This is a genomic window from Aeromonas sp. SE22, from assembly GCF_038739755.1.
Taxonomy (GTDB): domain Bacteria; phylum Pseudomonadota; class Gammaproteobacteria; order Enterobacterales; family Aeromonadaceae; genus Aeromonas; species Aeromonas jandaei.
In genome coordinates this window covers 628,363-653,764 of the sequence record NZ_JBCGFD010000002.1, presented here as the reverse complement: position 1 = coordinate 653,764, position 25,402 = coordinate 628,363, and the positions used below count along the sequence as shown (strand labels likewise).

At 60.2% G+C, this 25,402-nt stretch carries 22 protein-coding genes; 6 read left to right on the top strand and 16 right to left on the bottom strand.

Annotated features, from left to right (window positions below):
* Window positions 1-4: 4 nt before the first annotated feature.
* Window positions 5-1,042, bottom strand: coding sequence for an ABC transporter permease (locus AAHA39_RS06880; protein ID WP_320655221.1), 1,038 nt, complete (start codon window positions 1,040-1,042; stop codon window positions 5-7).
* Between the two features lie 112 nt (window positions 1,043-1,154).
* On the bottom strand, window positions 1,155-2,180 hold the full coding sequence (locus AAHA39_RS06875) for an ABC transporter permease subunit (RefSeq protein ID WP_320655219.1): 1,026 nt from the start codon (window positions 2,178-2,180) through the stop codon (window positions 1,155-1,157).
* Between AAHA39_RS06875 and AAHA39_RS06870 the strand changes: the two genes are divergently transcribed.
* Window positions 2,179-2,541: a hypothetical protein gene (locus AAHA39_RS06870; RefSeq protein ID WP_320655216.1), complete on the top strand. Its 363-nt coding sequence runs from the start codon at window positions 2,179-2,181 to the stop codon at window positions 2,539-2,541. The two genes, AAHA39_RS06875 and AAHA39_RS06870, sit on opposite strands and share 2 nt — an antisense overlap.
* 156 nt (window positions 2,542-2,697) lie before the next feature.
* The gene (locus tag AAHA39_RS06865) at window positions 2,698-3,618 is read left to right on the top strand and encodes a L,D-transpeptidase family protein (protein ID WP_041207935.1); all 921 of its coding nucleotides are present in this window, start codon (window positions 2,698-2,700) and stop codon (window positions 3,616-3,618) included.
* A 95-nt stretch (window positions 3,619-3,713) separates the two neighbouring features.
* Here the strand turns inward: AAHA39_RS06865 and sppA are convergent, their stop codons facing one another.
* On the bottom strand, window positions 3,714-5,558 hold the full coding sequence (gene sppA / locus AAHA39_RS06860) for a signal peptide peptidase SppA (protein ID WP_320655213.1): 1,845 nt from the start codon (window positions 5,556-5,558) through the stop codon (window positions 3,714-3,716).
* A 209-nt stretch (window positions 5,559-5,767) separates the two neighbouring features.
* Here sppA and AAHA39_RS06855 point away from each other — a divergent pair, with 209 nt between their 5' ends.
* Both AAHA39_RS06855 and AAHA39_RS06850 read left to right on the top strand, forming a co-directional pair.
* Entirely contained in the window at window positions 5,768-7,795 is a 2,028-nt protein-coding gene (locus AAHA39_RS06855; RefSeq protein ID WP_320655211.1) for an NADPH-dependent 2,4-dienoyl-CoA reductase, read from the top strand.
* 105 nt (window positions 7,796-7,900) lie between these two features.
* On the top strand, window positions 7,901-8,449 hold the full coding sequence (locus tag AAHA39_RS06850) for an NAD(P)H nitroreductase (protein WP_041207938.1): 549 nt from the start codon (window positions 7,901-7,903) through the stop codon (window positions 8,447-8,449).
* Window positions 8,450-8,817: 368 nt separating this feature from the next.
* Here the strand turns inward: AAHA39_RS06850 and AAHA39_RS06845 are convergent, their stop codons facing one another.
* The 4 genes from AAHA39_RS06845 to AAHA39_RS06830 all read right to left on the bottom strand — a co-directional run bounded on the left by AAHA39_RS06845 (window position 8,818) and on the right by AAHA39_RS06830 (window position 13,028).
* Entirely contained in the window at window positions 8,818-9,381 is a 564-nt protein-coding gene (locus tag AAHA39_RS06845) for a sugar O-acetyltransferase (protein ID WP_320655208.1), read from the bottom strand.
* Between the two features lie 66 nt (window positions 9,382-9,447).
* Window positions 9,448-10,425 carry a D-2-hydroxyacid dehydrogenase family protein gene (locus AAHA39_RS06840; protein WP_320655206.1) on the bottom strand — a complete coding sequence of 326 codons (978 nt, stop codon included), beginning with the start codon at window positions 10,423-10,425 and terminating at the stop codon, window positions 9,448-9,450.
* 219 nt (window positions 10,426-10,644) lie between these two features.
* Window positions 10,645-11,523: a 50S ribosomal protein L11 methyltransferase gene (gene prmA / locus AAHA39_RS06835; protein WP_320655204.1), complete on the bottom strand. Its 879-nt coding sequence runs from the start codon at window positions 11,521-11,523 to the stop codon at window positions 10,645-10,647.
* A 488-nt stretch (window positions 11,524-12,011) separates the two neighbouring features.
* The gene (locus AAHA39_RS06830; protein WP_320655202.1) at window positions 12,012-13,028 is read right to left on the bottom strand and encodes a zinc-binding alcohol dehydrogenase family protein; all 1,017 of its coding nucleotides are present in this window, start codon (window positions 13,026-13,028) and stop codon (window positions 12,012-12,014) included.
* A gap of 100 nt (window positions 13,029-13,128) precedes the next feature.
* Between AAHA39_RS06830 and AAHA39_RS06825 the strand changes: the two genes are divergently transcribed.
* Window positions 13,129-14,001: a LysR family transcriptional regulator gene (locus AAHA39_RS06825; RefSeq protein WP_042031671.1), complete on the top strand. Its 873-nt coding sequence runs from the start codon at window positions 13,129-13,131 to the stop codon at window positions 13,999-14,001.
* A 4-nt stretch (window positions 14,002-14,005) separates the two neighbouring features.
* Here AAHA39_RS06825 and AAHA39_RS06820 read toward each other — a convergent pair whose 3' ends face one another.
* The 7 genes from AAHA39_RS06820 to acs all read right to left on the bottom strand — a co-directional run bounded on the left by AAHA39_RS06820 (window position 14,006) and on the right by acs (window position 21,930).
* Complete coding sequence (locus AAHA39_RS06820) at window positions 14,006-15,433, bottom strand: PTS transporter subunit EIIC (RefSeq protein ID WP_201960128.1); 1,428 nt, start codon at window positions 15,431-15,433, stop codon at window positions 14,006-14,008.
* Window positions 15,434-15,528: 95 nt separating this feature from the next.
* Window positions 15,529-16,980 (bottom strand): sodium/pantothenate symporter, encoded by a 1,452-nt coding sequence (gene panF, locus AAHA39_RS06815; protein ID WP_104015589.1) that lies wholly within the window; start codon window positions 16,978-16,980, stop codon window positions 15,529-15,531.
* Window positions 16,970-17,233, bottom strand: a complete 264-nt coding sequence (locus AAHA39_RS06810) for a YhdT family protein (RefSeq protein ID WP_320655193.1) — start codon at window positions 17,231-17,233, stop codon at window positions 16,970-16,972. The genes panF and AAHA39_RS06810 overlap by 11 nt, the downstream gene beginning before the upstream one ends.
* A gap of 163 nt (window positions 17,234-17,396) precedes the next feature.
* Window positions 17,397-18,737 (bottom strand): acetyl-CoA carboxylase biotin carboxylase subunit, encoded by a 1,341-nt coding sequence (gene accC / locus AAHA39_RS06805; protein WP_033114123.1) that lies wholly within the window; start codon window positions 18,735-18,737, stop codon window positions 17,397-17,399.
* Between the two features lie 15 nt (window positions 18,738-18,752).
* Window positions 18,753-19,211 (bottom strand): acetyl-CoA carboxylase biotin carboxyl carrier protein, encoded by a 459-nt coding sequence (accB, locus tag AAHA39_RS06800; protein WP_033114124.1) that lies wholly within the window; start codon window positions 19,209-19,211, stop codon window positions 18,753-18,755.
* A gap of 36 nt (window positions 19,212-19,247) precedes the next feature.
* Window positions 19,248-19,697 (bottom strand): type II 3-dehydroquinate dehydratase, encoded by a 450-nt coding sequence (gene aroQ, locus AAHA39_RS06795; protein WP_041207949.1) that lies wholly within the window; start codon window positions 19,695-19,697, stop codon window positions 19,248-19,250.
* A 286-nt stretch (window positions 19,698-19,983) separates the two neighbouring features.
* On the bottom strand, window positions 19,984-21,930 hold the full coding sequence (gene acs / locus AAHA39_RS06790) for an acetate--CoA ligase (protein ID WP_320655189.1): 1,947 nt from the start codon (window positions 21,928-21,930) through the stop codon (window positions 19,984-19,986).
* A 167-nt stretch (window positions 21,931-22,097) separates the two neighbouring features.
* Here acs and AAHA39_RS06785 point away from each other — a divergent pair, with 167 nt between their 5' ends.
* Window positions 22,098-22,379 (top strand): hypothetical protein, encoded by a 282-nt coding sequence (locus AAHA39_RS06785; RefSeq protein ID WP_231499723.1) that lies wholly within the window; start codon window positions 22,098-22,100, stop codon window positions 22,377-22,379.
* A gap of 60 nt (window positions 22,380-22,439) precedes the next feature.
* Here AAHA39_RS06785 and AAHA39_RS06780 read toward each other — a convergent pair whose 3' ends face one another.
* Together AAHA39_RS06780 and AAHA39_RS06775 are read right to left on the bottom strand one after the other, a co-directional pair.
* A complete protein-coding gene (locus AAHA39_RS06780) occupies window positions 22,440-24,845 on the bottom strand; it encodes a sensor domain-containing protein (RefSeq protein WP_407707126.1) in 2,406 nt (801 codons plus the stop codon).
* Between the two features lie 186 nt (window positions 24,846-25,031).
* Window positions 25,032-25,400 carry a hypothetical protein gene (locus AAHA39_RS06775; RefSeq protein ID WP_198506520.1) on the bottom strand — a complete coding sequence of 123 codons (369 nt, stop codon included), beginning with the start codon at window positions 25,398-25,400 and terminating at the stop codon, window positions 25,032-25,034.
* Window positions 25,401-25,402: the final 2 nt, after the last annotated feature.

The window sequence follows — 25,402 nt, the reverse complement described above, 5'->3', positions numbered from 1 at the left end:
GCTCCTACTGATAACGGGTGAAGGGGCGCGGGTCAAATGCCTCGCGGATGGCCTCGCCGATGAAGGAGACCATGATCAGCACCAGACTCACCGCCGCCACCACCGAGCTGACGATCCAGATGGCGTCGAGATTGTTGATCCCCTGCGAGAGCAGCTCCCCCCAGCTCGGGGTCGGCGGCGCAAGGCCAAAGCCCAGATAGTCGAGGGCGGTCAGGGTGGAGATGTTGCCCACTACTGAGAAGGGGGCCAGGGTAACGATCATCATCAGGGTGTTGGGCAGAATGTGGTGGAAGATGATGCGTCCTGTGCTCGCCCCCTGCGCCCGTGCCGCCATCACATAGTCTCGCGCCCGCTCCTTGTAGGTGAGGGTGCGCATGTACCAGGTGATCCCCATCCAGCCGAACAGCACGTTGATGGCGACAAAGAGGCTGAAGTCGGGCTTGGTGAGCGACACCAGGATCATGATGACGTAGAGAAACGGTACCTGTGACCAGATCTCGATAAAGCGCTGCAGGATGAGGTCGAAACGGCCGCCGAGAAAGCCCATCAGACAGCCAACGGTGACCCCGATGGCGTAGCTGGCCACCAGCGCGATAAAGGCGAAACCGATGGCGATGCGAAAGCCATAGACCAGCCGCGCCAGCACGTCGCGCCCGCCGGTATCTGTGCCGAAGAAGTGGCGATCGGCGTGGCTGGGGGCGTAAGGGGGGTAGGCATCCTCCTTGAAATCCTGCTCATAGGGGTTCCATGGCACCGGCGGCAGCAGCACCCAATCCCCCTTCTGCTCATGGGCAAAGCGGCTCTTGAGCTGGCGATAGTTGGTCTCGTAGTCGTAGTCGAAACCGAAGTGGCGACCGGGGATCACCGCGCTGTAGGTGGGGAAGTAGAGGGTGCCCTGATAGCTCACCACCAGCGCCCGGCTGTTGACCAGAAGCTCCGCCAGCAGGGAGATCAGCACCAGCAGGGTGAACAGGATAAAGGAGTAGTAGCCGCGCTTGATCGACTTGAATCGCTTCATTTTTTTCAGGGTGACCGGGTTCATGGCTACTCTCCAAACCGCACGCGGGGATCGACGAACCGGATTGCAACGCAGATAGCGGGGGCGATATGGCGCTGTTTCAATCTGACAGTAAAAAGAGAAAGGGGGCTCATCTTCACTCTCCAAACCGCACGCGGGGATCGACGATGGCAACACAGATGTCGGAGACGATATTGCCCACCAGCATCAGCATGGAGGTGATGGCGAGAATGCCCATGACGGTGGGGTAGTCCCGCTCGACGATCGCCTCGTAACCGAGCAGGCCGATGCCGTCGATGTTGAAGATTGTCTCGATAAGGAAGGAGCCGCCGAAGAAGACGGTGAGCACTGAGCCCAGATGGCTGGCTATGGGGATCAGACTGTTACGCATGGCGTGGTCGGTGACGGCCCGGCGAAATGGCAGCCCCTTGGCTACCGCGGTACGCACGTAATCGGCCGAGAGGTTCTCCATCAGGCTGTTCTTCATGGTCATGGTGAGGATGGCGAAATCACCGATGGCGTAGGCGATAAGCGGCAGCAGGGCATGGGCAAAGAGGGTGTGGATCTGCTCCCAGCTGCTGCTCATCGAGTCGTACTCGTCCCCCGGGAAGCCCCCCATCGGCAGCCACTCCAGATGAAACGCGAAGACGGTGATGAGAAAGATCCCCACTACGTAGGCGGGCAGGGCATATGCCATGTAGATAAGCATGGAGCTGAGGGAATCGAAGCGGCTGTTGTGTTTGAGCGCTTTGGCCACCCCGAGCGGGATGGAGACGGCGTAGCTCAGCACGAACGTAGCCACGCCGAAGAAGGCGGTGACCGGCAGCCGTTCCTTGATGAGATCCCACACCGGTTCGTAGTAGCGGGTCGAATCGCCGAGATCGAGCACCGCCAGCTTCTGCAGCCACTCCCAGTAGGCGACCAGCATCGGCTTGTCGAGGCCGTAGAAGGCCTTGAGCTCCTCGATCTGCTCGTCGGAGAGGGCCTGCGCCCCCTTGCTGCCGCCGGAGCGGCCCCCCTCATGCTGCGACACCTGCGCCTGCATCAGCATCCGCTCCACCGGCCCGCCCGGCACAAAGCGGGTGACGGTAAAGACCAGCAGGGTGATGCCAAGAAAGGTCGGAATGATGAGCAGCGTGCGGCGCAGCAGATACGACAGCATGGCGAAACCTCGTCCTTGGTGGTTGCTGGCGGCCCCTCATCTCCCTGATTGGCCGCAATGCTTCATTGGTAAACATAAACCCGAGCCAGATCAATCAAATAATCGCGTCGGGCGGTGCTATGGCTGCGCTTTGCACCATTTTGCCGGCCCTGCTGCAAATGAGATTGTATCTGCTGGTGAGACAAACGTTTTGATATCTGTTTCGCAAGTGAAACAATTGGCCTGTGCCTCCCCTGTTTACGGGGCGATCTGGCGCTTTCTCCATGCCCTCCCGATCCTGTTCATCCGCCGTTTGGCTGCCTTGTGTCACAGTGGCTTTTGCCAGCTTGAGCGCGATTGCCGCATAAACGACGCTTTTTAACAACAAAAGCGGGACAACAAAGTTGAAATTTTGGCCGACTCGGGAAAGAATGCGCGCTCGGTTATTGGCGCCGTGGTGCAGGTTTACCCGCCACTGGCAGACCGAGGATGAGACGGCCTCCGGCCCATTTGGTACAGGAAACCACACAGGAATTTTATGAATCCCCTTCGCACTGCCGCTTCGGCGCTTTTTTGCACACTTGCCCTGGTCAGCCAGCAGGCCGCTGCCGTTGAATACACTCTGCCTGCGGCCAACAGCCGCCTGATCGGCGAGAACCAGGAATACGTGGTGCCCGCGGACAACCGTCCGCTGGAGCAGATCGCCGCTGACTTCCAGCTGGGTCTCACCAACATCATGGAAGCCAACCCGGGCGTTGATCCCTATCTGCCGAAGGCGGGTAGCACCCTGATCATCCCCCATCAGCTGATCCTGCCCAACGCCCCCCGCGAAGGGATCGTCATCAACGTCGCCGAGATGCGCCTCTACTACTACCCGAAAGGCAAGAATGTGGTGGAAGTGCTGCCTATCGGCATCGGCCAGCTGGGGGTCAACACCCCGGAGAACTGGATCACCAAGGTAGAGCGCAAGCGCGCCAACCCGACCTGGACCCCGACCGAGAACATCCGTCGCCGTTATGCCGCCCAAGGCGTGACCCTGCCTGCGGTATGGCCGGCTGGCCCGGATAACCCCATGGGTCTGCATGCCCTCTACATCGGCAACCTCTATGCTATCCACGGCACCAACGCCAGCTTCGGCATCGGTCTGCGGGTGAGCAGCGGTTGCGTCCGTCTGCGCGCCGACGACATCAAGTATCTGTTCGACAACGTGCCGGTCGGCACCCGCGTCCAGTTCGTCAACCAGCCGGTCAAGACCTCGGTCGAGCCGGATGGCGGTCGCTACATGGAAGTGCACGAGCCGCTGTCGCGCAACGAGGAGGAGTTCAACTCCACCGCCGCCGTGCCGCTTCCGATGACCCCGGCCATCACCCGCTTTATCGCTCACGCCGAGTCTGACTCCAACGTGGTCAAGCAGGTGCTGGAGCAGCGTACCGGCCTGCCGACCCGTCTCAATCCCTGATTGAGCATGCTGCCAGCGCCAAGCGCACTGGCAAGGCAGGCAACGAAAACGGCGACCAGATGGTCGCCGTTTTTTATTGCTTGGTTTGCTGCATCTTATGGCATGCAGACCGGGCAGAAGGCGTAGGTGCCTTGCGGGTCGTTGAAGCGGGTGAGCGGGTCGAGAGAGCGGTTCACCTCGCTCAGCGCCTTGCCAAAGCCGGCCGGCAGCCAGCTCTGCAGTTGCGGGGCGAGCACGCGGGCGCTGCTGTCAAACAGCTGGCGCAGGAATTTGTCCTTGGTGGACTCCTCCTGCTCGATGGGGGTGACCTGCCACTCCTTGAGGTTGGCCAGCTCGGCGGCGGCCTTGATGGCGTCATTGAGGTTGCCGAACTCATCCACCAGACCGAGCTCCTTGGCATCCTCGCCAGTCCAGACGCGACCTTCAGCCGCTTTCTCCGCCTCTTCCGGGCTCAGGCCGCGGCCCTTGCTCACCAGACCGACGAAGCGCTGGTAGGTATCCTCGACGTTCAGCTGGATCGCCTGTCCGACGTGTTCCGGCAGGGCGCGGGTCAGGCCGACGCCGACATAATCGGTGGTGCCGACGCCGTCAGTGTGCACGCCGTACTGGGAGAGCGCCTTGTCGATGGTGGCGAACATGCCGAATACCCCGATGGAGCCGGTGAGGGTGGTCGGGGAGGCAAAGATCTTGTCCGCATCGGCAGAGATCCAGTAGCCACCGGAGGCGGCGTAGCTGCCCATGGAGACCACCACCGGCTTGCCAGCCTGTTTCAAGGCCAGCAGCTCGGCGCGGATCTGCTCGGCGGCGAAGGCGCTGCCGCCCGGGCTGTCGACCCGCAGTACCACGGCTTTCACCTTGTCATCGCGGCGAGCGTCGGCCAGCAGGTCGGAGAGGGTATCGCCGCCGATGGTGCCTGTAGGCTGGACGCCATCCATGATGGCGCCGCTGGCGACCACCAGACCCACCTCATCCTTGCCGCTCTGGGGATACTGATCCGGGATGGCGGCCAGATACTCTTTCAGGCCAACCCCTTTCCAGCCGTGGTCGTCGCTCTCGCCCACTTCCTTGATGACCGCCTGGGTCATCTCGTCGCGGGTCGCCAGCTGATCCACCAGCCCGTTGTCGAGGGCGTAGTTGGCGGCGTTGCCACCGGCCTTGCGTAGCAGCTCGAGGAATCGATCCTTGCCCGGTGCCACGGCATCCGGTTCGATCTCCCGCTGCTCGGCCACATCAGCTACATAGGATTGCCACAGCTGATCCAGCCAGCGCTGGTTCGCCTCCTTGCTCTCGGGGGACATCTCGTCGCGGGTATAGGGTTCGACGAAGGATTTGTAGGTGCCGACCTTGAACACGTGCGGGGTGATGTTGAGCTTTTCCAGCGCCGACTTGAAGTAGGTCTGGTAGACGCCGAGCCCCTCGATCACCACGGCGCCGCTCTGGTTGAGCAGCACGTGATCGGCATGAGCGGCCAGCAGGTATTGGCCCTGGCTGTAGAAGTCGGCCATGGCGATAACCGGTTTGCCGCTCTCCTTGAACTCGTCGATGGCGGCAGTTACCTCCTGCAGCTTGGAGAAGCTGGTGCCCTGCAGCCCCTGGGGCTTGATCACCAGCGCCTTGATGCGATCGTCATCCTTGGCGCTGCGAATGGCCCACAGCAGGTCGGAGAGGAGGATCTCGCTCGGCTGCTCGTCGCTGTTGTCCATCTGGCGCAGCAGCTGCGAGGTGGGATCGGTCGTGCTGCGCTGTTCCACCAGCACGCCGTTGAGGTTGAGGGTCAGAGCGCCTTCGATGGGCGTCTCCGGAGCCTCTTTCTGGCCAACGCTGTAGACGATGACCAGCACCAGTGCGAGAAACAGCAGATTGACCAGCATCAGCCGGGTGAAATTGAGCAGGCGCCACAGCGTGCGGAACAGCCAACCCAGACCTTTGAAGATAGACATAGTCGAGTTATCGCCCTGTTAATGGGTTAAAGAGGGCTCATTATTAACCAGTTGGCCCCCCAATTGCCATTTCCTGCAAAGAGTTACCGCTTAACTTCGTTCAGGGCACGGCTGTTCGCTGAAAAATCATCCAAACAATTGTTTGAAAAAGCATTTTCGATTCTTTACTCTAGTTGCAGTTTGATAACAAAAAATTAACTGGAGGCGTCGTGAGTCGTTACCCAACCCTGCTGACCCCGCTCGATCTCGGCTTCACCCAGCTGCGCAACCGCGTCTTGATGGGATCCATGCATACCGGCCTTGAAGAGGAGAAGGGCGGTTTTGACAAGCTGGCCGCCTTCTACGCCGAGCGTGCCCGCGGTGGCGTCGGCCTTATCGTCACCGGCGGCATCGCCCCCAACCTGCGTGGGCGGCTGGTGCCTCACGGCTCCCAACTGAGCTTTCCCTGGCAGGTAAGCAAGCACAAGAAGGTGACCAGTGCCGTGCATAAGGAGGGGGGCAAGATAGCGCTGCAGATCCTCCATGCGGGCCGTTACGCCTACCATCCGTTCAGTCTGGCGCCAAGCTCCCTCAAGGCGCCCATCTCCCCCTTCAAGCCGCGCGCCATGAGCGAGCGGCAGATCCGCGGCACCATCCGCGACTTCGCTGCCACCGCAGCGCTGGCCAAGGCGGCCGGTTATGACGGGGTCGAGGTGATGGGTTCGGAAGGCTATCTCATCAACCAGTTCATCTGCGAGCGCACCAACCAGCGCAGCGATGGCTGGGGTGGCAGCTTCGAGAAGCGGATGCGCTTCCCGGTGGAAATTGTCCGCGCTATCCGCGAGCGGGTCGGCACTGACTTCATCATTATCTTCCGCCTCTCCATGCTCGATCTGGTGGAGCAGGGGTCGACTCTGGAAGAGGTGATTGCCCTTGGCAAAGCGCTGGAAGCGGTGGGGGTGACCCTCATCAACACCGGCATCGGCTGGCACGAGGCGCGCATTCCCACCATCGCCACCAGCGTGCCGCGCGGCGCCTTCAGCTGGGTGACTGCCGAGCTGAAAAAGCACCTCAAGGTGCCACTTATCACCACCAATCGGATCAACACCCCCGAGGTGGCCGAGCGCATTCTGGCAGGCGGCGAGGCGGACATGGTCTCCATGGCGCGCCCCTTCCTGGCTGACCCGGAATTTGTCATCAAGGCGGCCGAGGACAGGGCGGACGAGATCAACACCTGCATCGCCTGCAATCAGGCCTGTCTCGACCATGTCTTCAAGCAGAAGCGCGCCTCCTGCCTGGTCAACCCGCGCGCCTGCTTCGAGACCGAACTCACCTTTGGCCGGGTGCCCCAGCCCAAGAAGCTGGCGGTGGTGGGGGCGGGGCCGGCCGGGCTGGCCTTTGCCTGCTACGCTGCCGAGCGCGGCCATCAGGTTAGCCTGTTTGATCAGGCGAGCGAGATTGGCGGCCAGTTCAACTTCGCCAAGCAGATCCCGGGCAAGGAGGAGTTTCACGAAACCCTGCGCTATTTCGCTAAGCGGCTGGAGAAGTGCGGCGTCGAGCTCTATCTGGGCCAGCGCCAGAGTGCCGAGAGCCTGCTCGGCGGCGGCTTTGACGAGGTGATCCTCGCCACCGGTATCCGCCCGCGTACTCCCAATATTCCGGGGATCGAGCATCCCAAGGTATTGAACTACCTCGATGTATTGCGGGATCACAAGCCGGTCGGCCAGAAGGTGGCGGTGATCGGCGCCGGCGGCATCGGCTTTGATGTTGCTGAGTATCTGGTCGAGAAGAAGGTGGAGATGGATGCCGAGGGGCACCGTGATCACTGGCTCAAGGAGTGGGGCATCGACAAGCAGCTTGGCGAGCGCGGTGGCCTCACCACCCCTGAAATCGATGCGCCAGAGCGCCAGATCTGGCTGCTCCAGCGCAAGGAGAGCAAGGTCGGTGACGGTCTTGGCAAGACCACCGGCTGGATCCACCGTACCGTGCTCAAGAACCGCAAGGTGCAGATGCTCTCCGGCGTGCAGTACCTGCGCATCGATGACGACGGGCTTCATATTCAGGTGGGTGACAAGCAGCAGTGTCTGCCGGTGGATCAGGTGATCATCTGCGCCGGACAGGAGCCGCTCAAGGAGCTGCAGGGCGGTCTGCAGGCCGCTGGCAAGCCGGTACACATCATCGGCGGTGCCGACGTGGCTGCCGAGCTGGATGCCAAGCGGGCGATCAGACAGGGCGCCGAACTGGCGGCGGTCATCTAATCTCTCCCCGCCATCATGAAGGAGATAAACCCCTGAGCCTCAGGGGTTTTCTTCATTCGGCGCTGTGCTAAGGTAGCGCCATCATTGCCCAAGAAGGAATTGCCCATGGATGCCCTCACCCTGCTGCTCAACCGCCACTCCTGCGGCCGTCTCACCGATCCCGCTCCTGCTGGCGAGGTACTCGACAATATTTTGAAAGCGGGGCTGCGCGCGCCGGATCATGGCACCCTGACTCCCTGGCAGTTCATTCTGTTTGAAGGGGAAGGCCGCGAGCGGCTGGGCAAGCTGCTGGCCGAGGCGGCCCGTGCCCGCGGCGAAGATGAAGAGAGCATCAAGAAGTGCAGCGAGGCGCCGCTGCGCGCTCCGCTGGTCATCGCGGTGGCAACCCGTTATCAGGAGCACCCCAAAGTGCCGAAGCTGGAGCAGGAGCTTTCTGCCGGTTGCGCCGTGATGGCGATGCAGATGGCGGCACAGGCGCAGGGTTTCAACGGCATCTGGCGCTCCGGTTGGTTTATCTTCGACGAGCAGATCAACAAGGGACTGGGACTGGCGGCAGAAGACCAGCTGGTGGGCTTCCTCTACCTCGGCACCCCCATGCTGGAAGCGCGCAAACTGCGTGAACTGCCTATCGAGCAGTTTGTCCGCCACTTCTAGGTTGCCCGGTAAATAGTCAAAAAGAGAAAGCTCCTCAGTGCAGGGGCTTTTTGTTTAACCGTGAATAGTAACCAGAGTGGTGGGAGAAAATAAACGGCTCCAAGGGGGTCGGCGAGGCGTAGCAGGTAATTATTTAAATAGTGAGATACACCTCTCAATCCTGGTGTATTTCGCTATGTAAAACGTTTTCGCGTCTATTAATATCCCTCTTGCCAGTTTAGAAGGGCACTCCTTCTAATTTTTCTGCGATGAGAGTCGCAATTCCGTAGCACCTTTTTAAACAGCCCAACGTCTTCGTGACATTGGGCTTTATTTTTTATGGGGTTATGCGTCTGCTGACACGGGCCGCGTATGGTTGCAGTGATGCGTCAGCTGGCTCGTTCCACTCTCCTGGTTGGCAGGAGCCTGGCTGGATTGCCTGCCACTCTGGCGCCTGCCGGCACATCTTTGGTGACCACGGTTCCGGCCCCGACAACTGCCTCCCGTCCTATGGTGACCCCGGGCAGCAGGATGGCCCCACCACCGATCCAGACCTTGTCTTCTATGGTGATGGGCAGCGCCGTCTCGACCCCTTGTACCCGTTCATCGGCCTCCAGTGAGTGGGCTGCAGTATAGATCTGCACGTTTGGCCCGATCATCACGTCGGCCCCGATACGGATGGGGGCGTTGTCCAGCAGGGTGGCGCCCATGTTGATGTAGCTGTTTTTGCCAAGGTGGATGTGGCGGCCATAGGTGCAGTAGAGGGGCGGACAAATAAAGGCTCCCTCTGCCAGCTCGCCGACCAGCTCCAGCAACAGCGCCCGCTGTTCATCCTCTTCCTCTGCCCGATTGAAACGGCGATAGCGTGCCGCCGCCTCGCGCCGTATCGCTATCAATTCCGGGTCGATGCAGTTATAGGGCTGGCTGCTGATCATCTTCTGATATTCGTTCATGGCGGTTACTTTCCTTTATCTGCCGGAAGGTTGGATATTGGCGCCAATACGGCAGAAGTAACGTGATCACCCGCCCGATACGGGCAGAACCAGATTGGCAGGTCTGCCTTCGGCAAAGGCCAGCACATTCTCGAATGCCACGCGAAAGTAGAGTTCGTAGCTGTTTTGCTCCACATAGCCCAGATGAGGCGTCGCCAGTACATTTGGCAGGCGCAGCAGGGGCTCGTTTTCCTGTGTGGCCGGTTCGGTGTCAAAGACATCGAGTGTGGCCCGCTTCTCCGGATGGTTACTGAGCTCGGCATAGAGCGCGCCCGGCTCGATAAGCTCGGCCCGGCTGGTATTGACCAGCAGAGAGTTTCCCTTCATGCGGGTAAGGTCTGCATGGGTCACACAGCTGCGGGTTGCCTCGCTCAGGCGCAGATGCAGTGAGAGGATATCGGCCTGACTAAAAAACGCCTCCTTGCTGGAAGCGCTGGCATAGCCATCCAGTTCGGCCTGCTTGCGCGAAGCGTCACTGCCCCATATCAACACCGACATGTCAAATGCCTTGCCGTAGCGGGCGATCCGCTGGCCTATCTTGCCATAGCCCCAAATACCCAAGGTTAACCCTTGCAGGGTACGGCCCAGGCCCAGAGCTCCGGACTGTTGCCACTGGCCTTGGCTCAAAGCGTGACTGTAAGCGGGAATATGGCGCGAGGCAGCCATGATGAGTGCCCAGCAGAGCTCGGCAGGTGCTACCGGGCTGCCGATGCCTTCGGCAATGGTTACCCCATAGCGTTGGCATAAAGCGGGATCGATATGCTGGCTGATCTTGCCGGTCTGGCTGATGAGTTTAAGGGAGGGGAGTTGAATCAGAAGCTGTTCGTCGATGCGGGTGCGCTCGCGGATCAGCACCAGCGCTTCCACGCCTGTCAGCTGGGCGGCAAGTCGCGCCGGATCGGGTTCGCTCTGGTTGAGAATGATGACGTCATGAGCTGCCAGCAGCGCAAAGCAGGGGAGATGACGCACCTGATCCTGATAGTCATCCAGAATGGCAATCCGCATAAGAAGTCCCTCTCGATAGCGTTTAGTTGGGGATCCATCTTAACGGAAACTGAGTGAGTAGTGCCTTCGAATGGGAGTGTTCGAGAAGTGCCATATCGCCTTCAAACCTCTTCGTATCAACAGGGAGCATCAACGGCGGTGGGTTCGGCAGGCCAAAACAATCAGGGCCCCCGAACGGGAGCCCTGATGGCATGAGGTTGGCGTCAAAGCTGACCGAGCTTAGCTGTGCTTGCGGCCGGAGAGGCGGCACCACTCCTCCTTGACGGCGGTCGGGTCCATCTCGAACCACTGGCCGTAGATGGTTTCCAGCTCCGGGGCCTGACTCTCCAGTACGCCGGAGAGGGCCATCAGGCTGCCTGCTTTGCCGTGGCCGGCGATCAGCGGTGCCAGTTCGCGCAGCGGGCCAGCCAGAATGTTGGCGACTACCACGTCCGCTTCGACATCTTGCGGCTGGTCGGCTGGCAGATAGAGCTCAATCTGGTCGGCGACGCCGTTGCGCGCGGCGTTGTCGCGGCTGGCCTGAATCGCCTGCGGGTCGATGTCGATACCGATAACGCGGGCGGCTCCCAGTTTCAGGGCGGCGATGCCGAGGATGCCGGAGCCGCAGCCAAAGTCGACCACGGTTTTACCGGCCAGATCCAGCCCGTCCAGCCACTGCAGGCAGAGCGCGGTGGTGGGGTGAGTACCGGTACCGAAGGCCAGACCCGGATCCAGCATGACGTTGACTGCATCGGGGTTCGGCACATCGCGCCAGCTCGGGCAGATCCAGAGGCGTTCGCCAAACTGCATGGGGTGGAAGTGATCCATCCACTCGCGCACCCAATCCTTGTCTTCCAGCTGCTCGACCTTGTAGCCGACGTTTTCGCCGAAGATCTGCTGGAAGAAGGCGATGGTGGGGGCCGGATCGGTTTCGGCATCGAACAGACCCATTACCTCGGTCTCGCCCCAGAGCGGGGTTTCACCGGGCATGGGTTCATAGACGGGCACATCCTTGGCATCCATAAAGGTCACCGCCTGGGCACCACGCCCCAGCAGCATGTTGCTCACCTTGTCTGCGGTCTTGGCAGTGGCGTTGATTCGAATTTGTATCCAGGGCATGGCGTCGACTCTTCATAAATGTGAAACCGCGCGATTCTATCATCATGGGCGTGTGCTGTCGTGGTTTGCCCGTACGGAGCGGGCGATGGCGGTGTCATGAGGAGGCTTTGCCGAATTGGCACGGTTTCTGTATTGCTCTGTAGCGGCGAAGATGACCGGTTTTCGCCGAACGCTTTGCTCAAGTTCCGTCATTTTTCACTGCCACCGTCAGGTGGCATTTTTTTGGCTCAAAGATGGGAAGTTGCAAGGCAACCGGCATAGTTGGCACGCCAGCTGCAAAAGCCTGATGTCCTGCTGAAGGATATGTGTGTGATTGTTACCCCAATGTTCAGGTATTTAGGGCCATCCCGACGGGATGGCCCTCTTTTATGGGGTTTTTATGGTGGTTCTGCGTGGTGACTGTCTGGCTCTCTGGTTGCTGCGTCCCCTGTTGGGGCGTGGCACTGGTGAGTTCACACTACTATGGTGCAGCAATTACCCACAAGGGATTAGCGGGAGAAGCCGCTCATGTCGATCACCAGCTTGCCCACCATGCGGCCTGCCTCTACCTCGGCATGGGCCTCTGCCAGTGAGGTCGGGGTCAGGGCCGGCAGGGTTTTGGTCAGGGTGCTCTGCAGTGCGCCCTGATCAACCAGAGTGGCAACCTGTGTCAGCAGCTTGTGCTGCTCGATCATGTCCGGGGTCTGGAACAGGGATCGGGTGAACATGAACTCCTGGCTGAAGGTGACGCTCTTGCTCTTGAGCAGGGAGAGATCCCAGGGCTCTTTGGACTCGGCGATGGTGCAGATATGGCCAAACGGGCGGATCAGCCCTGCCATGGTGGCCCAGTGCTCGGCGGTGGCATTGGTGCAGAAGATGGCATCGACCTGAGTAATGCCAAGGGCGGTCAACTCCTCCTGCAGCTTGTGATGGTTCACGACCTGATGAGCACCCATCTCGAGGCACCACTCACGGGTTTCGGGGCGGGAAGCGGTAGCAATCACCTCCATACCCGTGAGCTGGCGAGCCAGCTGGATGGCGATGGAGCCCACTCCGCCAGCTCCACCGATGATCAGCAGCTTGCCACGGCTCTCGCGGGTGAGGCCAAAGCGGTCGAACAGGGTCTCCCAAGCGGTGATGGCGGTGAGCGGCAGAGCGGCTGCCTCCACGTCGCTCAGACTGGTGGGGGCGAGGGCGGCGATGCGCTCATCCACCAGTTGCAGGGCGCTGTTGCTGCCGGGGCGGCTGATGTCGCCGGCATACCAGACCCGGTCGCCGGCCTTGAACAGGGTTACTTCGCTGCCGGTGGCGATCACTTCACCGACCGCATCCCAACCCAGCACGCGCGGGCTATTTTCGACCTTGGCCTTGGGGGCGCGCACCTTGGTGTCGACCGGATTGATGGAGGTGGCGGTGACCCGCACCAGCAGGTCCCGCGGGCCCGGCGTGGGGTCGGGCAGCTCGGCGGCGATAAAGCAGTCGGGATGGTCGCTCGGCAGATAGTGAGTCAGGGCAATGGCTTTCATGGTTGTTCCTTTCAAATCGGTGTGTTCGGGATTGCCACTCACTCTAGTCTGGTTAATTATCCTGATTAAGATGGGTAATTGGTAAAGACTGTTTGAATATATGAACAATGTCGATCTGGAGTTGATGGGACTGTTTGCCACCGTGGTGGAGCAGGGGAGCTTTACCCGGGCGGCCGAGCTGATGGGGATGCCGAAATCGTCGGTAAGCCAGAAGATCTCGCGACTCGAAGCTCAGCTCGGCGTGCGGTTGCTGCAGCGCACCACTCGCAGGTTGAGCCTGACCCCGCAGGGGGAGGTCTATGTGGAGCATTGTCAGGGACTGCTGACGCTGGCTCGCAGCGCCAATCTGGCGATGGCAAGGCTGCGATCGGCACCGGCTGGTCGGGTGCGGATCACCGCCCCCGAGGCGACCGGTACCCTGCTGCTTGGCCGGATCCTGGCCGAGTTTCGTGCGCTTTACCCCGAGGTGGTACTGGAGCTGACCCTGAGCGATGAGCAGCTTGATCTGGTGGGCGAGGGTTATGATCTGGCGCTGCGGGCGGCGCCGCTGAAAGACTCCAGCCTCATCTGTCGGCGTATCGGTCAGGTGCCGCGCCATCTGGTGGCGGCACCCGCCTATCTGGCGGCCCACGGCATGCCGCAGCAATTGAGCGATCTGGGACGATACGCCTGTCTGGTGCACTCGGCGCTGCCGCTCTGGCCGCTTCAGGAGGGAGGCTGGCGGCCGCTGGGAGCCTGCATCAGCAACAGCCTGCTGGCGCTGCGGGAGTTGGCGATCAACGAAGGGGGGATTGCCTTGCTGCCCCATCATGTCTGCGAGGGGGATCTGGCGAGTGGCCGATTGCAGAAGGTGCTGCCGGAGCTCGCCGTGCCGCCCAATCCCTTCTATCTCATCTATCCGAGCCGGGAGCATCTCGCTCCCGCCTTGCGAACCCTGATGGACTTTGTGGCCGAACGGCTGCCGTTTGCCTGAGTTGTTACCAGCTGCTCTGGCTGGCCGATTCCTGATTGGGCTTGAGACCGAGCGGCACCGACTGGCGCTCTGCCAGCATGCGGATCTGCCCCTCGATAAGCCCTGCGCTGGGACCCAGCACCAGTACCAGCTGGTGGTCGTTGAGCACGATCCAGGAGAGGCAGCCCAGCTCCAGCAAACGGGATTGATCGACCCGGCTGATGTCGCGCACTCGCAGGCTGAGACGGGTCAGGCAGACGCTCATCGCCTGCAGGTTGTCCATGCCGCCCAATACCTTGAGGTACTGGATGGCCAGCATCTGCGGGTCGGTGGGCACCACGCTCGCAAGGCGCGGGTGCTCCTTGGCGATGGGCTTGCTCGGCATGCTGAGGGGGGCGCGCTCCAGCAGCTGATAAAAGAGCAGGGTGTAGGCGACGAAGAACAGGATACCGACCGGAATGATCCAGAAACTGTGCTCCCCCGCCTGATAGCTCAATACCAGATCCAGCAGGCCGGCGGAGAAGTAGCTTCCCACCTTGATGCCGAGCGCGCTGCAAACGGCGAGCGAGAGCCCCGTCATCAGGGCGTGAGCCAGAAACAGCCAGGGGGCGGTGAAGGCGAACAGAAATTCGATCGGTTCGGTGATCCCCACCAGCGCCGAGGTGAGCGCCAGAGTAAGCAGCAAGCCCCCCTGTGGCAGTCGCTGCATCCGCTGGCGGTGCAGCCAGATGGCGAAGCAGGCGCCCGGCAGGCCGAACATGATGATGGGGTAGAGGCCGGCCATATACCCCTCGTGCAGCGGCTGGGCGGCAGCCAGTGCCTGCAGGTTGCTCTCGCCAAGGCCAACCACGCTGCCCAGCACCTGATGCAGGCCGAGCGGAATGAGCAGGCGGTTGAGGGTGCCAAAACAGAAGGCGCCGAAGGGGGTGGTGAGCAGATCCGAGGTGAGCAGGGTCAAGCCGCGCTCCAGCGGTGGCCAGAGTAGCGAGAGGGGAACCGCGAGCAGCAGGCAGAGCAGTGCTGAAGCCAGCACGCTGGGAAACTCCCCTCTGGCCATCTGCAGCCAGCCGGGCAGCTTTTGCTGATGCACCCAGGGGTAGACAATCGCGGTGGTCAGCCCCGCCAGCAGACCGCAGATCATATCGGCGTGCAGGTTGGGCGCCAGCGTGTTGAACGCCGTGCTGAGCAGCAGAAAGTTGACCGCACCCGCCAGCGTTTGCCCGCCCAGCTCTTGTCGGCTCAGACCAAAGGCGATGGCCACCGCATAGATGAGCGGCATCTGGCTGAAGATCGCCTGCCCGGTGAGGGAGAGCACCGCAAGATCCAGTACATCCGGCTGCCCCAGCCGATAGATGAGGGCCGCCATCGGCAGGATGGAGACCGGCAGCAGCAAGGCATAACCGAGCCGCTGCAGGGAGTGGGTAATCAGTTGTCGAGTGGCTTTAACGGGCATACTGCGGCAATCTTTTGTGACTTGGCGCACAGTTTAACCGGAAACCACCCATTTGGGGATAGTTTTGGAACCCTTTATTTATCTTTTTGTTATTGCTACTCGAAAAGGGCCCGAACTTCCCGCGTGGGGGCTGCGGTGAACAGGCTGACCACCACGAAAATCACCAGTGCCAGCGCGAGGCTCGGCACGATGGCGTGCAGGCCGGCCAGCTTGATTTCCCACTGACTCAGAACCCCATAGCTGACGATGCCGCTGACCATGCTGGCCAGTGCGCCGGGGCCGTTGGCCCGCGACCAGTAGAGGCCGAGCACCAGCGGCCAGAGGAACACCGCCTGCAGGCCACCGAAGGCGAGCAGGTTGAGCCAGATGATCATCTCTGGCGGTTGCAGTGCCGCGAGCAGCACCAGGGTGCCGAGGATCAGGGTACAGAGCAGGGAGAGGCGCGGAATGCGTACCTCCAGCTTTTCCTGTTTCGGATTGAGATAGTTGAGGTAGAGATCCTTCACCAGTGTGGCGGAGGCCTGGATCAGCTGGGAGTCGATGGTGGACATGATGGCCGCCATCGGTGCCGCCAGAAAGACCCCGGCCAGCCAGGGAGGTAGCACTTCCATCATCAGGGAGGGCATGATCTTGTCCGGACTGTCCATGCCGGGCAGGATGGCGCGCCCCAGAGCGCCGGCCAGATGCATGCCGAACATCAGCAGGGCGCTCACTACGGTACCGATCAGGATGCCGCGATGGAGCGCCTTGCTGTCGCGATAGCCAAAGCAGCGCAGCGCTGAGTGGGGCAACCCCACCACCCCGACACAGACCAGGATCCAGAAACTCAGCATGAAGGGCTGGGTCAACATGTCGCCGGCCCCCTGCGGGCTCACCAGTTTGGGATCGATCACCTTGAGCTGGTGGATAAGGTTTGGCAGGCCGTCACCGGCGACCAGAATCCCCGCCAGCAGGGCACCGGTGCCGATCAGCATGATGATCCCCTGCAGGGCATCGGTCATCACCACGGCGCGAAAACCGCCGATGATGGTGTAGAGCAGCACGCAGCTGGCAAACAGCATCAGCCCCTGCTGGTAGGAGAGGCCGGTGGCGGTCTCCAGCAGACGGGCGCCACCGATAAACTGCACCACCATGGTGGCGATAAAGGCGAGGATGATGGTGACCGAACCCAGCACCACCACCGCCTTGCTCCGGTAGCGTGCCCACAGCATGTCGTTGATGGTCACCGCATTGACCCGGCGGGCGATGATGGCGAACTTCTTGCCCAGTACCCCCAGGGTCAGCCAGACAGTGGGCAGCTGGATCATCGCCAGCAACACCCAGCCCAGACCAATCTTGTAGGCGGCACCCGGCCCACCGATGAAAGAGGAGGCCGAGGTGTAGGTCGCCACCAGGGTCATCGCCAGCACCAGCCCACCCATGCTGCGGTTGCCGATGAAGTACTCTTGCACGAAGTTGCCGCCGGCGCGGTGGCGGCTGGCCCAGAAACCGACCCCCAGCACCAGCACCAGATAGATGAAGAGCGGCAGCATCAACTCAAGATTCACGGGGGTGCTCCTTCTGCGGGTTGGCGTGGGTATCGAGCGGGATATCCACGAAGAGGCGATTGACCATCAGGGCGCAGAGGATGATGAAGATGAGCGGCATCACCATGCAGCTGAGCAGGAACCAGAGCGGGATGTCCCACAGCTCCAGATGGACTGGGATGAAATAGGCGGTGCCATACCAGGCAAAGAAGTAGAGCAGGGTCAGCAGCAGACAAAAAGCAGCTTCCCGGCGGGCGAGAGCGAAACGGTTCACCTTGGCCTCCGACAAATTTGAGGGGCGCAAGGATAACAAAAAAGGGCCATGTCGCCATGGCCCTTTTTCAGCAGAGGCTTCTTGCGAAGCCGCCTCCCGGCTGGATTGCAGATAAGCAGCGGGCTGCTATCCGGCCGGAAGTGATTGTTCTGCCTGCGAGATCTTACAGACCCAGCTTCTTGTGCAGGTAGTGGATATTGGTACCACCGTGCTGGAAGTTTTCGTCTTTCATGATCTCTTTTTGCAGCGGCACGTTGGTCTTGATGCCCTCGACCACCAGTTCGTCCAGCGCATGGCGCATGCGGGCGATGGCGATGTCACGATTCTCGCCGTAGCAGATCAGCTTGCCGATCATCGAATCGTAGTGGGGCGGAACCTTGTAGCCGGCATAGATGTGGGAGTCCCAACGCACGCCCAGACCACCCGGAACGTGGAAACTCTTGATCAGGCCCGGAGAGGGCATGAAAGTAGCCGGGTCTTCGGCGTTGATCCGGCACTCGATGGCGTGGCCATGGATGCGGATATCCTGCTGGGTGATCGACAGGGGCTGGCCAGCGGCGATGCGCAGCTGCTCCTTGATCAGATCGACACCAGTGACCATCTCGGTCACCGGATGCTCCACCTGAATACGGGTGTTCATCTCGATGAAGTAAAACTCGCCGTTTTCGTAGAGGAACTCGAAGGTGCCCGCACCGCGGTAACCGATCTCGATACAGGCGCGTACGCAGCGCTCGCCGATGAACTTGCGCATCTCGGCGGTGATGCCCGGAGCCGGCGCCTCTTCCACCACTTTCTGGTGACGTCGCTGCATGGAGCAGTCGCGCTCGCCCAGATAGATGGCATTGCCCTGACCGTCAGCCAGCACCTGGATCTCGATGTGGCGCGGATTCTCCAGGTACTTCTCCATGTAGACCATATCGTTCTTGAAGAACTGGCCCGCTTCGGATTTGGTCAGCGCGATGGCGCCCGCCAGTTCCGCTTCGTTGCGCACTACGCGCATGCCGCGACCACCACCGCCACCGGCGGCCTTGATGATCACCGGATAGCCGATGCGCTTGGCAATGGCAGCATTGCGTTTGGCGTCGTTGTCGACGGGGCCGTCAGAGCCCGGTACGCAAGGTACACCAGCCTTCTTCATCGCCTCGATGGCGGAGACCTTGTCACCCATCAGGCGAATGGTCTCGGCGCGCGGGCCGATGAAGACGAAACCGGACTTCTCGACCATGTCGGCGAAGTCGGCGTTCTCGGAGAGGAAGCCGTAACCCGGGTGGATGGCAACGGCACCGGTTACCTCAGCAGCAGCGATGATCGCCGGCACGTTGAGGTAGGAGTCGGTACTGGCCGGCTTGCCGATACAGATGGATTCGTCGGCCAGCAGCACATGGATGAGCTCCCGGTCGGCGGTGGAGTGAACGGCCACGGTCTTGATCCCGAGCTCTTTACAGGCGCGCAGGATCCGCAGGGCAATTTCACCGCGGTTGGCGATGACTACTTTATCCAACATGGGTGGCGATATCCCTTATTCGATGATGAACAGCGGCTCGTCGAATTCGACGGCCTGACCATTTTCAACCAGGATCGCTTTGATCACACCGGCCTTGTCAGACTCGATTTGGTTCATCATTTTCATGGCTTCGACGATGCACAGGGTGTCGCCGACATTGACTTGCTGACCCACTTCCGCGAACGGCTTGGCATCCGGGCTGGAGGAGCGGTAGAAGGAGCCAACCATCGGGGAGCGCATCAGGTGACCGCTCGGGGTGGCATCTGCGGCCGGTGCAGCGGCAGCCGGAGCAGCAGCAACAGGGGCGGCAACCGGAGCAGCGGCCTGCGGCATGATCATCTGCGGTGCGGCAGTTACCTGACCTGCGAAGTTGCGGCTGATGCGAACGGACTCTTCACCTTCGGAGATCTCCAGTTCGGCGATGCCGGACTCTTCAACCAGTTCAATCAGCTTCTTGATTTTGCGGATATCCATTAGCATTCTCTTTCTTCTTTATCTGATCAGTGATTATCAAGCCGCGCGCAGATGGCGCACGGCCGCGGTTAAAGCGAATTGGTAGCCATCGGCCCCCAGACCACAAATGACCCCTTTGGCGACATCAGACAGATAGGAGTGATGACGGAACGGCTCCCTGGCATGGACGTTTGACAGGTGCACTTCGATAAAGGGGATGGCGACACCCAGCAGTGCATCGCGGATGGCGACGCTGGTGTGGGTGAAGGCGGCCGGATTGATGATGATAAAATCCACCTGGCCCATGGCCTGATGGATGCGGCTGATCAATTCGTGTTCGGCGTTGGATTGCAGATGTTCCAGAGTTACACCGAGTTCGCTGGCGTTGAGCGTCAGATCGGCGACGATCTCATCAAGCGTCTTGCTGCCGTAGATACCCGGTTCCCGCTTGCCCAGCAGATTCAGATTTGGTCCGTTGAGCAGGAGAATGCGGTGATTTTGCGACATATTGAGTACATCCTCGATGATAATGCTGCTATCTATCAGCTATCTTGTGGACTACCAGAAATCTAGCCATTTTCTGCGCAAATCGGTGTGCCCTGGCACACAGATTTCGCAATTATATTGATTTCGTGAAAATTAGCAGCATTTTACTGGTCTAATCTCTACATCTGCCTATTTATTGAGCTCTCTCGCCCCGGGAGCGAGGTTCCGGTGACGCAGGCTGTTTGCACCGTTCCGAAAACAACAAAGCCGGCACAAGGCCGGCTTTGCAAGTGAGTTGGCAGAGGGATCAGGCTGCTTCCGACTTCTCGCGGATCAGCTTGTCCACCACTCCCGGATCCGCCAGGGTGGAGATATCCCCCAGACTGTCGGTCTCGCCGGTGGCGATCTTGCGCAGAATTCGCCGCATGATCTTGCCGGAACGGGTTTTCGGCAGTCCCTCGGCCCAGTGGATCACATCCGGCGTGGCGATGGCGCCGATCTCCTTGCGTACCCACTCCTTCACCTCTTTATGCAGCTCGCGGCTCGGCTCTTCGCCGGCAATCAGGGTGACGTAGGCATAGATACCCTGACCCTTGATCTCGTGCGGCACCCCTACCACCGCCGCTTCGGCGATCTTGGGATGGGCAACCAGCGCCGATTCGATTTCGGCGGTACCCATGCGATGGCCGGAGACGTTCAGTACATCATCCACCCGTCCGGTGATCCAGTAGTAGCCATCGGCATCGCGACGGGCACCGTCGCCAGTGAAGTAGCGACCGGGGAAGGTGGAGAAGTAGGTCTGCTCGAACCGTTCATGATCGCCAAATACGGTGCGCATCTGGCCCGGCCAGGAGTCGGTGATCACCAGATTGCCCTCGGTGGCCCCCTCCAGCGGCTCACCCATATTGTCGAGCAGAGCCGGCTGTACGCCGAAGAACGGCTTGGTGGCTGAACCCGGCTTGAGGTCGGTCACACCGGGTAACGGGGTGATCAGGATGCCGCCGGTTTCGGTCTGCCACCAAGTATCGACGATGGGGCAGCGCTCATCGCCTATGGTGCGGTAGTACCACTCCCAGGCTTCCGGGTTGATGGGTTCACCTACCGAGCCCATGATGCGCAGGCTCTGGCGCGAGGTGCCGGTCACGGCTTCGGTGCCTTTGGCCATCAGGGCTCGGATAGCGGTGGGGGCAGTATAGAGAATGGTGACCTGGTGTTTGTCCACCACCTGACTCATGCGGTTGGTCGCCGGGTAGTTGGGCACCCCTTCGAACATGATGGTGGTGGCTCCGTTGGCAAGCGGCCCGTAGACCAGATAGGAGTGACCGGTGACCCAGCCCACATCGGCGGTACACCAGTAGATGTCCTCTTCGTGGTAGTCGAACACATATTTGAAGGTGAGGGTGGCATAGACCAGATAACCGCCGGTGGTGTGCAGCACCCCCTTGGGTTTGCCGGTGGAGCCGGAGGTATAGAGGATAAAGAGCGGATCTTCGGCGTTCATCGCCTCCGGCGGGCAGTCACTGCTGACGGCGGCGGTCGCTTCATGCCACCACACATCGCGATGGTTGTGCCAGGCAACATTGCCGCCGGTGCGCTTGAGCACGATCACCTTGCTGATCTGGGTATCCGGGTTGGTAAGCGCTTCGTCCACATTCTTCTTGAGCGGCACGGCGCGACCACCGCGCAGCCCTTCGTCAGCGGTGATGACGATGCGGGAGCCCGAGTCGATGATGCGGCCGGCCAGCGCTTCCGGCGAAAAGCCGCCAAAGACGATGCTGTGTACCGCGCCAATACGGGTACAGGCCAGCATGGCGATGGCGGCCTCGGGCACCATGGGCATATAGAGGCAGACCACGTCACCGCGATGCACCCCTTGGGCTTTCAAGACGTTGGCAAACTTGCACACTTCGGCGTGCAGCTCGCGGTAGGTGAGTTTGCGATCTTCGGCCGGATTGTCCCCTTCCCAGATGATGGCGACCTTGTCGCCACGCTCTGCCAAGTGGCGGTCGAGACAGTTGGCGGAGACGTTGAGCTGGCCATCTTCAAACCATTTGATGGAGACATGGCCCGGATCGTAGGAGGTGTTTTTTACCCTGGTGTAGGGTTTTATCCAGTCGAGGATTTTGCCCTGCTCACCCCAGAAGGTATCGGGATCCTCGACGGAGGCCTGATACATGGTGGCATAGTCGCCCTTGTCGAGCAGGGCGCTGTTGCTGATATGGGGTTTGACCGGGTAGACCTTGCTCTCGCTCATGACTCACTCCTTTGAATACATTCTTTTAATGATTAAGTAACAACTTATACCTTTGGCGGGTGGGGGCAATTAGACTTTTGGATAGACGGCAATATTTGGTTACAGGGAAGTCGATGACAATTAATCAACACGTCGGTAAAAAGGGGCTGGTTGATTAATTGGAGGTCATGATGTTGTCCCTGTTGCTCTGTGCATCCCTTTGGCAGTTTGATGCGCCAGTTCCCGCTGGCGAACCTCTGAAAGAGTTCGAGATCACCCATCAGGAGGCTTCACCCGCGCTGCGGGATCGGGTGGCCGATCAGCTTGGTCATGCATGGCAGGCCAAAGATCCCGGCACCAGACTCACCTTCAGTGAACCTGCCCCCCGTTATGCTGGCGAATCACCGCTGACACGCATGCTCAATGACCGTGATGATGGTTGGGAATCCCGCTTGCAGATTGAGTGGTAATCCGGTTGGCAGCCAGCAGGAGGCGGATGCCTCCCGGTTGGCGATAATGACTGTCTGCTACTATGAGTGCATGCGTTGATGCAGGTGATCTCCCATATGGTTGACGTGCAGCGGTTTGCTGAACAGATAGCCCTGTCCCTCGCCGCAGTTGAGTGATTGCAGGAAGGTATACTGGGCCCGCGTCTCGATACCCTCGGCGGTGACCTCCATATCCAGGCTGTCGGCCAGATTGATGATTGTGCGGCAGAGCTCCCGGCTATTCTTGTCCTCCGGCAAAGCCTGTACGAAAGCCCGATCGATCTTGATGCGATCGATGGGCAGGGTTTTCAGCAAACTCAGTGATGAGAAGCCTGTACCAAAGTCGTCGATGGCAATCTGCACGCCGAGGCTTTTCAGGCGGGTAAAGAGATCAAGACTCTGTTCGACCCGTTGGATAATGCTCTCCGTCACCTCGATCTCCAGCCGCTGTGGCGGAAATCCCGTTTCGTTCAGAATGGCCGCTACCCGCTCTACATAGCCGGGAGAGCGCATCTCCCGCACTGATACGTTGACTGACATCCGGGGGACGGGCAGGCCGGCGGCCAACCAAGCTTGGCCTTGCTCGCAGGCATGGCGCATCACCCACTCGCCAATTTTTTCGATGAGGCCGCACTCCTCGGCAACCGGAATAAAACGGGCCGGGTTGATCATCCCTTCATTCGGGTGTTGCCAGCGTAGCAGGGCCTCCAGACCACTCAGGTGACCATCGTTCAGATCGGTCATGGGTTGATAGAAGATACAGAGCTGTTCCAGCTCCATCGCCTTGAGCAACCCCTGTTCAATCTGCATCCGTTCACGGGCCCGCGCCGCCATGCTCGGGGTGTAAAACTGATAACCGTTGCGCCCCTGGCTTTTGGCTTCATACATGGCGCTATCTGCCGCGCTGACCAGATTTTCCGGGGTTTCGGCATGATCCGGATACATGGCAATGCCGATACTGGCCGAAATAGCGACCAGCTCATGGTCCAGCTCTACCGGCTCGCGCAGCACGGCGAGCAGCGTATTGGCCAGAGCAGACAGTTCGTCGGGATGTTCCAGATAAGGAATGAGCACCAGAAACTCATCACCTCCCAGCCGGGTCGCCAGATCGTTTTGCTGCAGGCAGCCATTGATCCGCTCTGCCAGCCGCTTGAGCAGTTGATCGCCGACCCCATGGCCCAGGCTGTCGTTGATCAGCTTGAAGCCATCAAGATCGATGAAAAGCAGCCCGAGGCGAGTGTGATTGAGTTGCGCTGTTTTGAGTTCAAGGGCCAGCCGCTCTTGCAGCAGATGGCGGTTGCCAAGTTCGGTCAGCGTATCGTGATAGGCAAGGTGGTTCAGCTCGGCCTCTACCTTGCGGATAGCGCTGATGTCGGAGAGAGCAATCACATAATGCGTCGTGTTGTTGAAACTGTCGTAGACGGCGCTGATCTGCTGCCAAGAGGAGAAGTTGCTGCCATCCTTGCGCAGGCAGACCATCTCGCCATGCCAGGCGTGGTTACCGGGACGCAGGTTATGCCAAGGATAGTCATGCTCCATGTAGCGCCTTGGGTGCATGATGATGTCCGGCGTCCGCCCCGTCACTTCCTCGGCATCATACTGGGTCAGCATGGTAAAGGCCGGGTTGACCGAGATGATACGCTGTTCGCTGTCGAGGATGATGATCCCCTCTGCCGTGGTATCGAACACCACGTTGGCCTGATGAAGCCGCTCCTCCTGGCGACGACGGGCAGTGGCATTGTGGATCACGCCCATTACTCGCTGACCGACCGACTCGGTGGCGGCCACATGGTCGGCATGAATATCGACCCAGTGACGCTCTTGCTGGGGGTTGAGATAACTCAGTGTGAGGTGAATGGGCTCCCGCCCCAGCAGGGCCGACTTGAGCTGGCGTGCAGATTCCGGTTCAAAGCAGTCGACAAATGTCTGCAAGCCGCCGCGAAAGCGGTTGGCCGGAATACCGAGCAGAGGCTCTATCTGACCGTCGAACAGCATGCGATCTTCCTCTACATGCCACTCCCACACTCCTATCTGGGCTGCTCGCATCGCCAGTTGCAGCCGCTGCTCGGTTTCATACTGCTCGGTGATGTCACGCACAATGGCGAGAATGCCGCTCAGCTCTCCTTGCTCATCGCGCATCGGACTGTAAGTGGCCTGCCAGCGACGATAGTTGCTGTCGTGGGCTGCAGTCTGGCCGGTAATGGCGATATCGACGTAGGGAATGCCGCTGCGCATGATCTGCTGAAACATGGGTTCCAGAGTCGGTGCCAGTTTCGGAACAACCTCCCGCAGGTGTTTGCCCTGATGCTCCTCGATGGTTTTGCCATTGATGTCGGCCAGCACCTGATTGACCTTGCGATAGCGGAACTCCCGATCGAACACGCCGATACCCAGCGGGGCTGTGCCCATGAGCTGCTCTAGTACCGAATGATCGGAGAGCTGTGTCATGAGAGCATCGGTATCGTTGCTGAGAGGTTTTCTGTCCATGATGGCCCCGGCATTGACTTATCTGTCATTAACATCGTCTTTGAGTATGGCACGAACTCTCTGACGGGGAGCCAGGCGAGATAGTTACAGCCATACAACGTGCAAGGGGATTGACAGAAATAGAGGCAGGTTATTGAAAGAAAAGGCTTATCCCTTCTGGCGGCCAAAGGCCTGAACGCCGCGCACAAACACCAGCCAGCCTAGCAGGTGGAAAGGCAGGGCCAGCGCATAGAGTTGCAGCCAGTGGGCACTGCTGCCGCTGCTCTGGATGAAGTCAATCCAGGCGGCCAGTAGGGCCAGCATGCCAGCGATCTGGAAGCGGCGGCGCAGCACCACTTCGACGCCGAGGTTGGAGAGGTAGAGGGTCAGCAGGATGCCGGCAAAGCCGGTGAGCTGGGCAGTACCGTAGAGCTCGCGATCCGGATTGAACAGCAGGGCAACGAGAGGGGTAATGCCCTGATCCTGCGGGATCAGGGCCAACAGCCAACATGCAATCAGAAGCAGGGCTGTTTTCATCG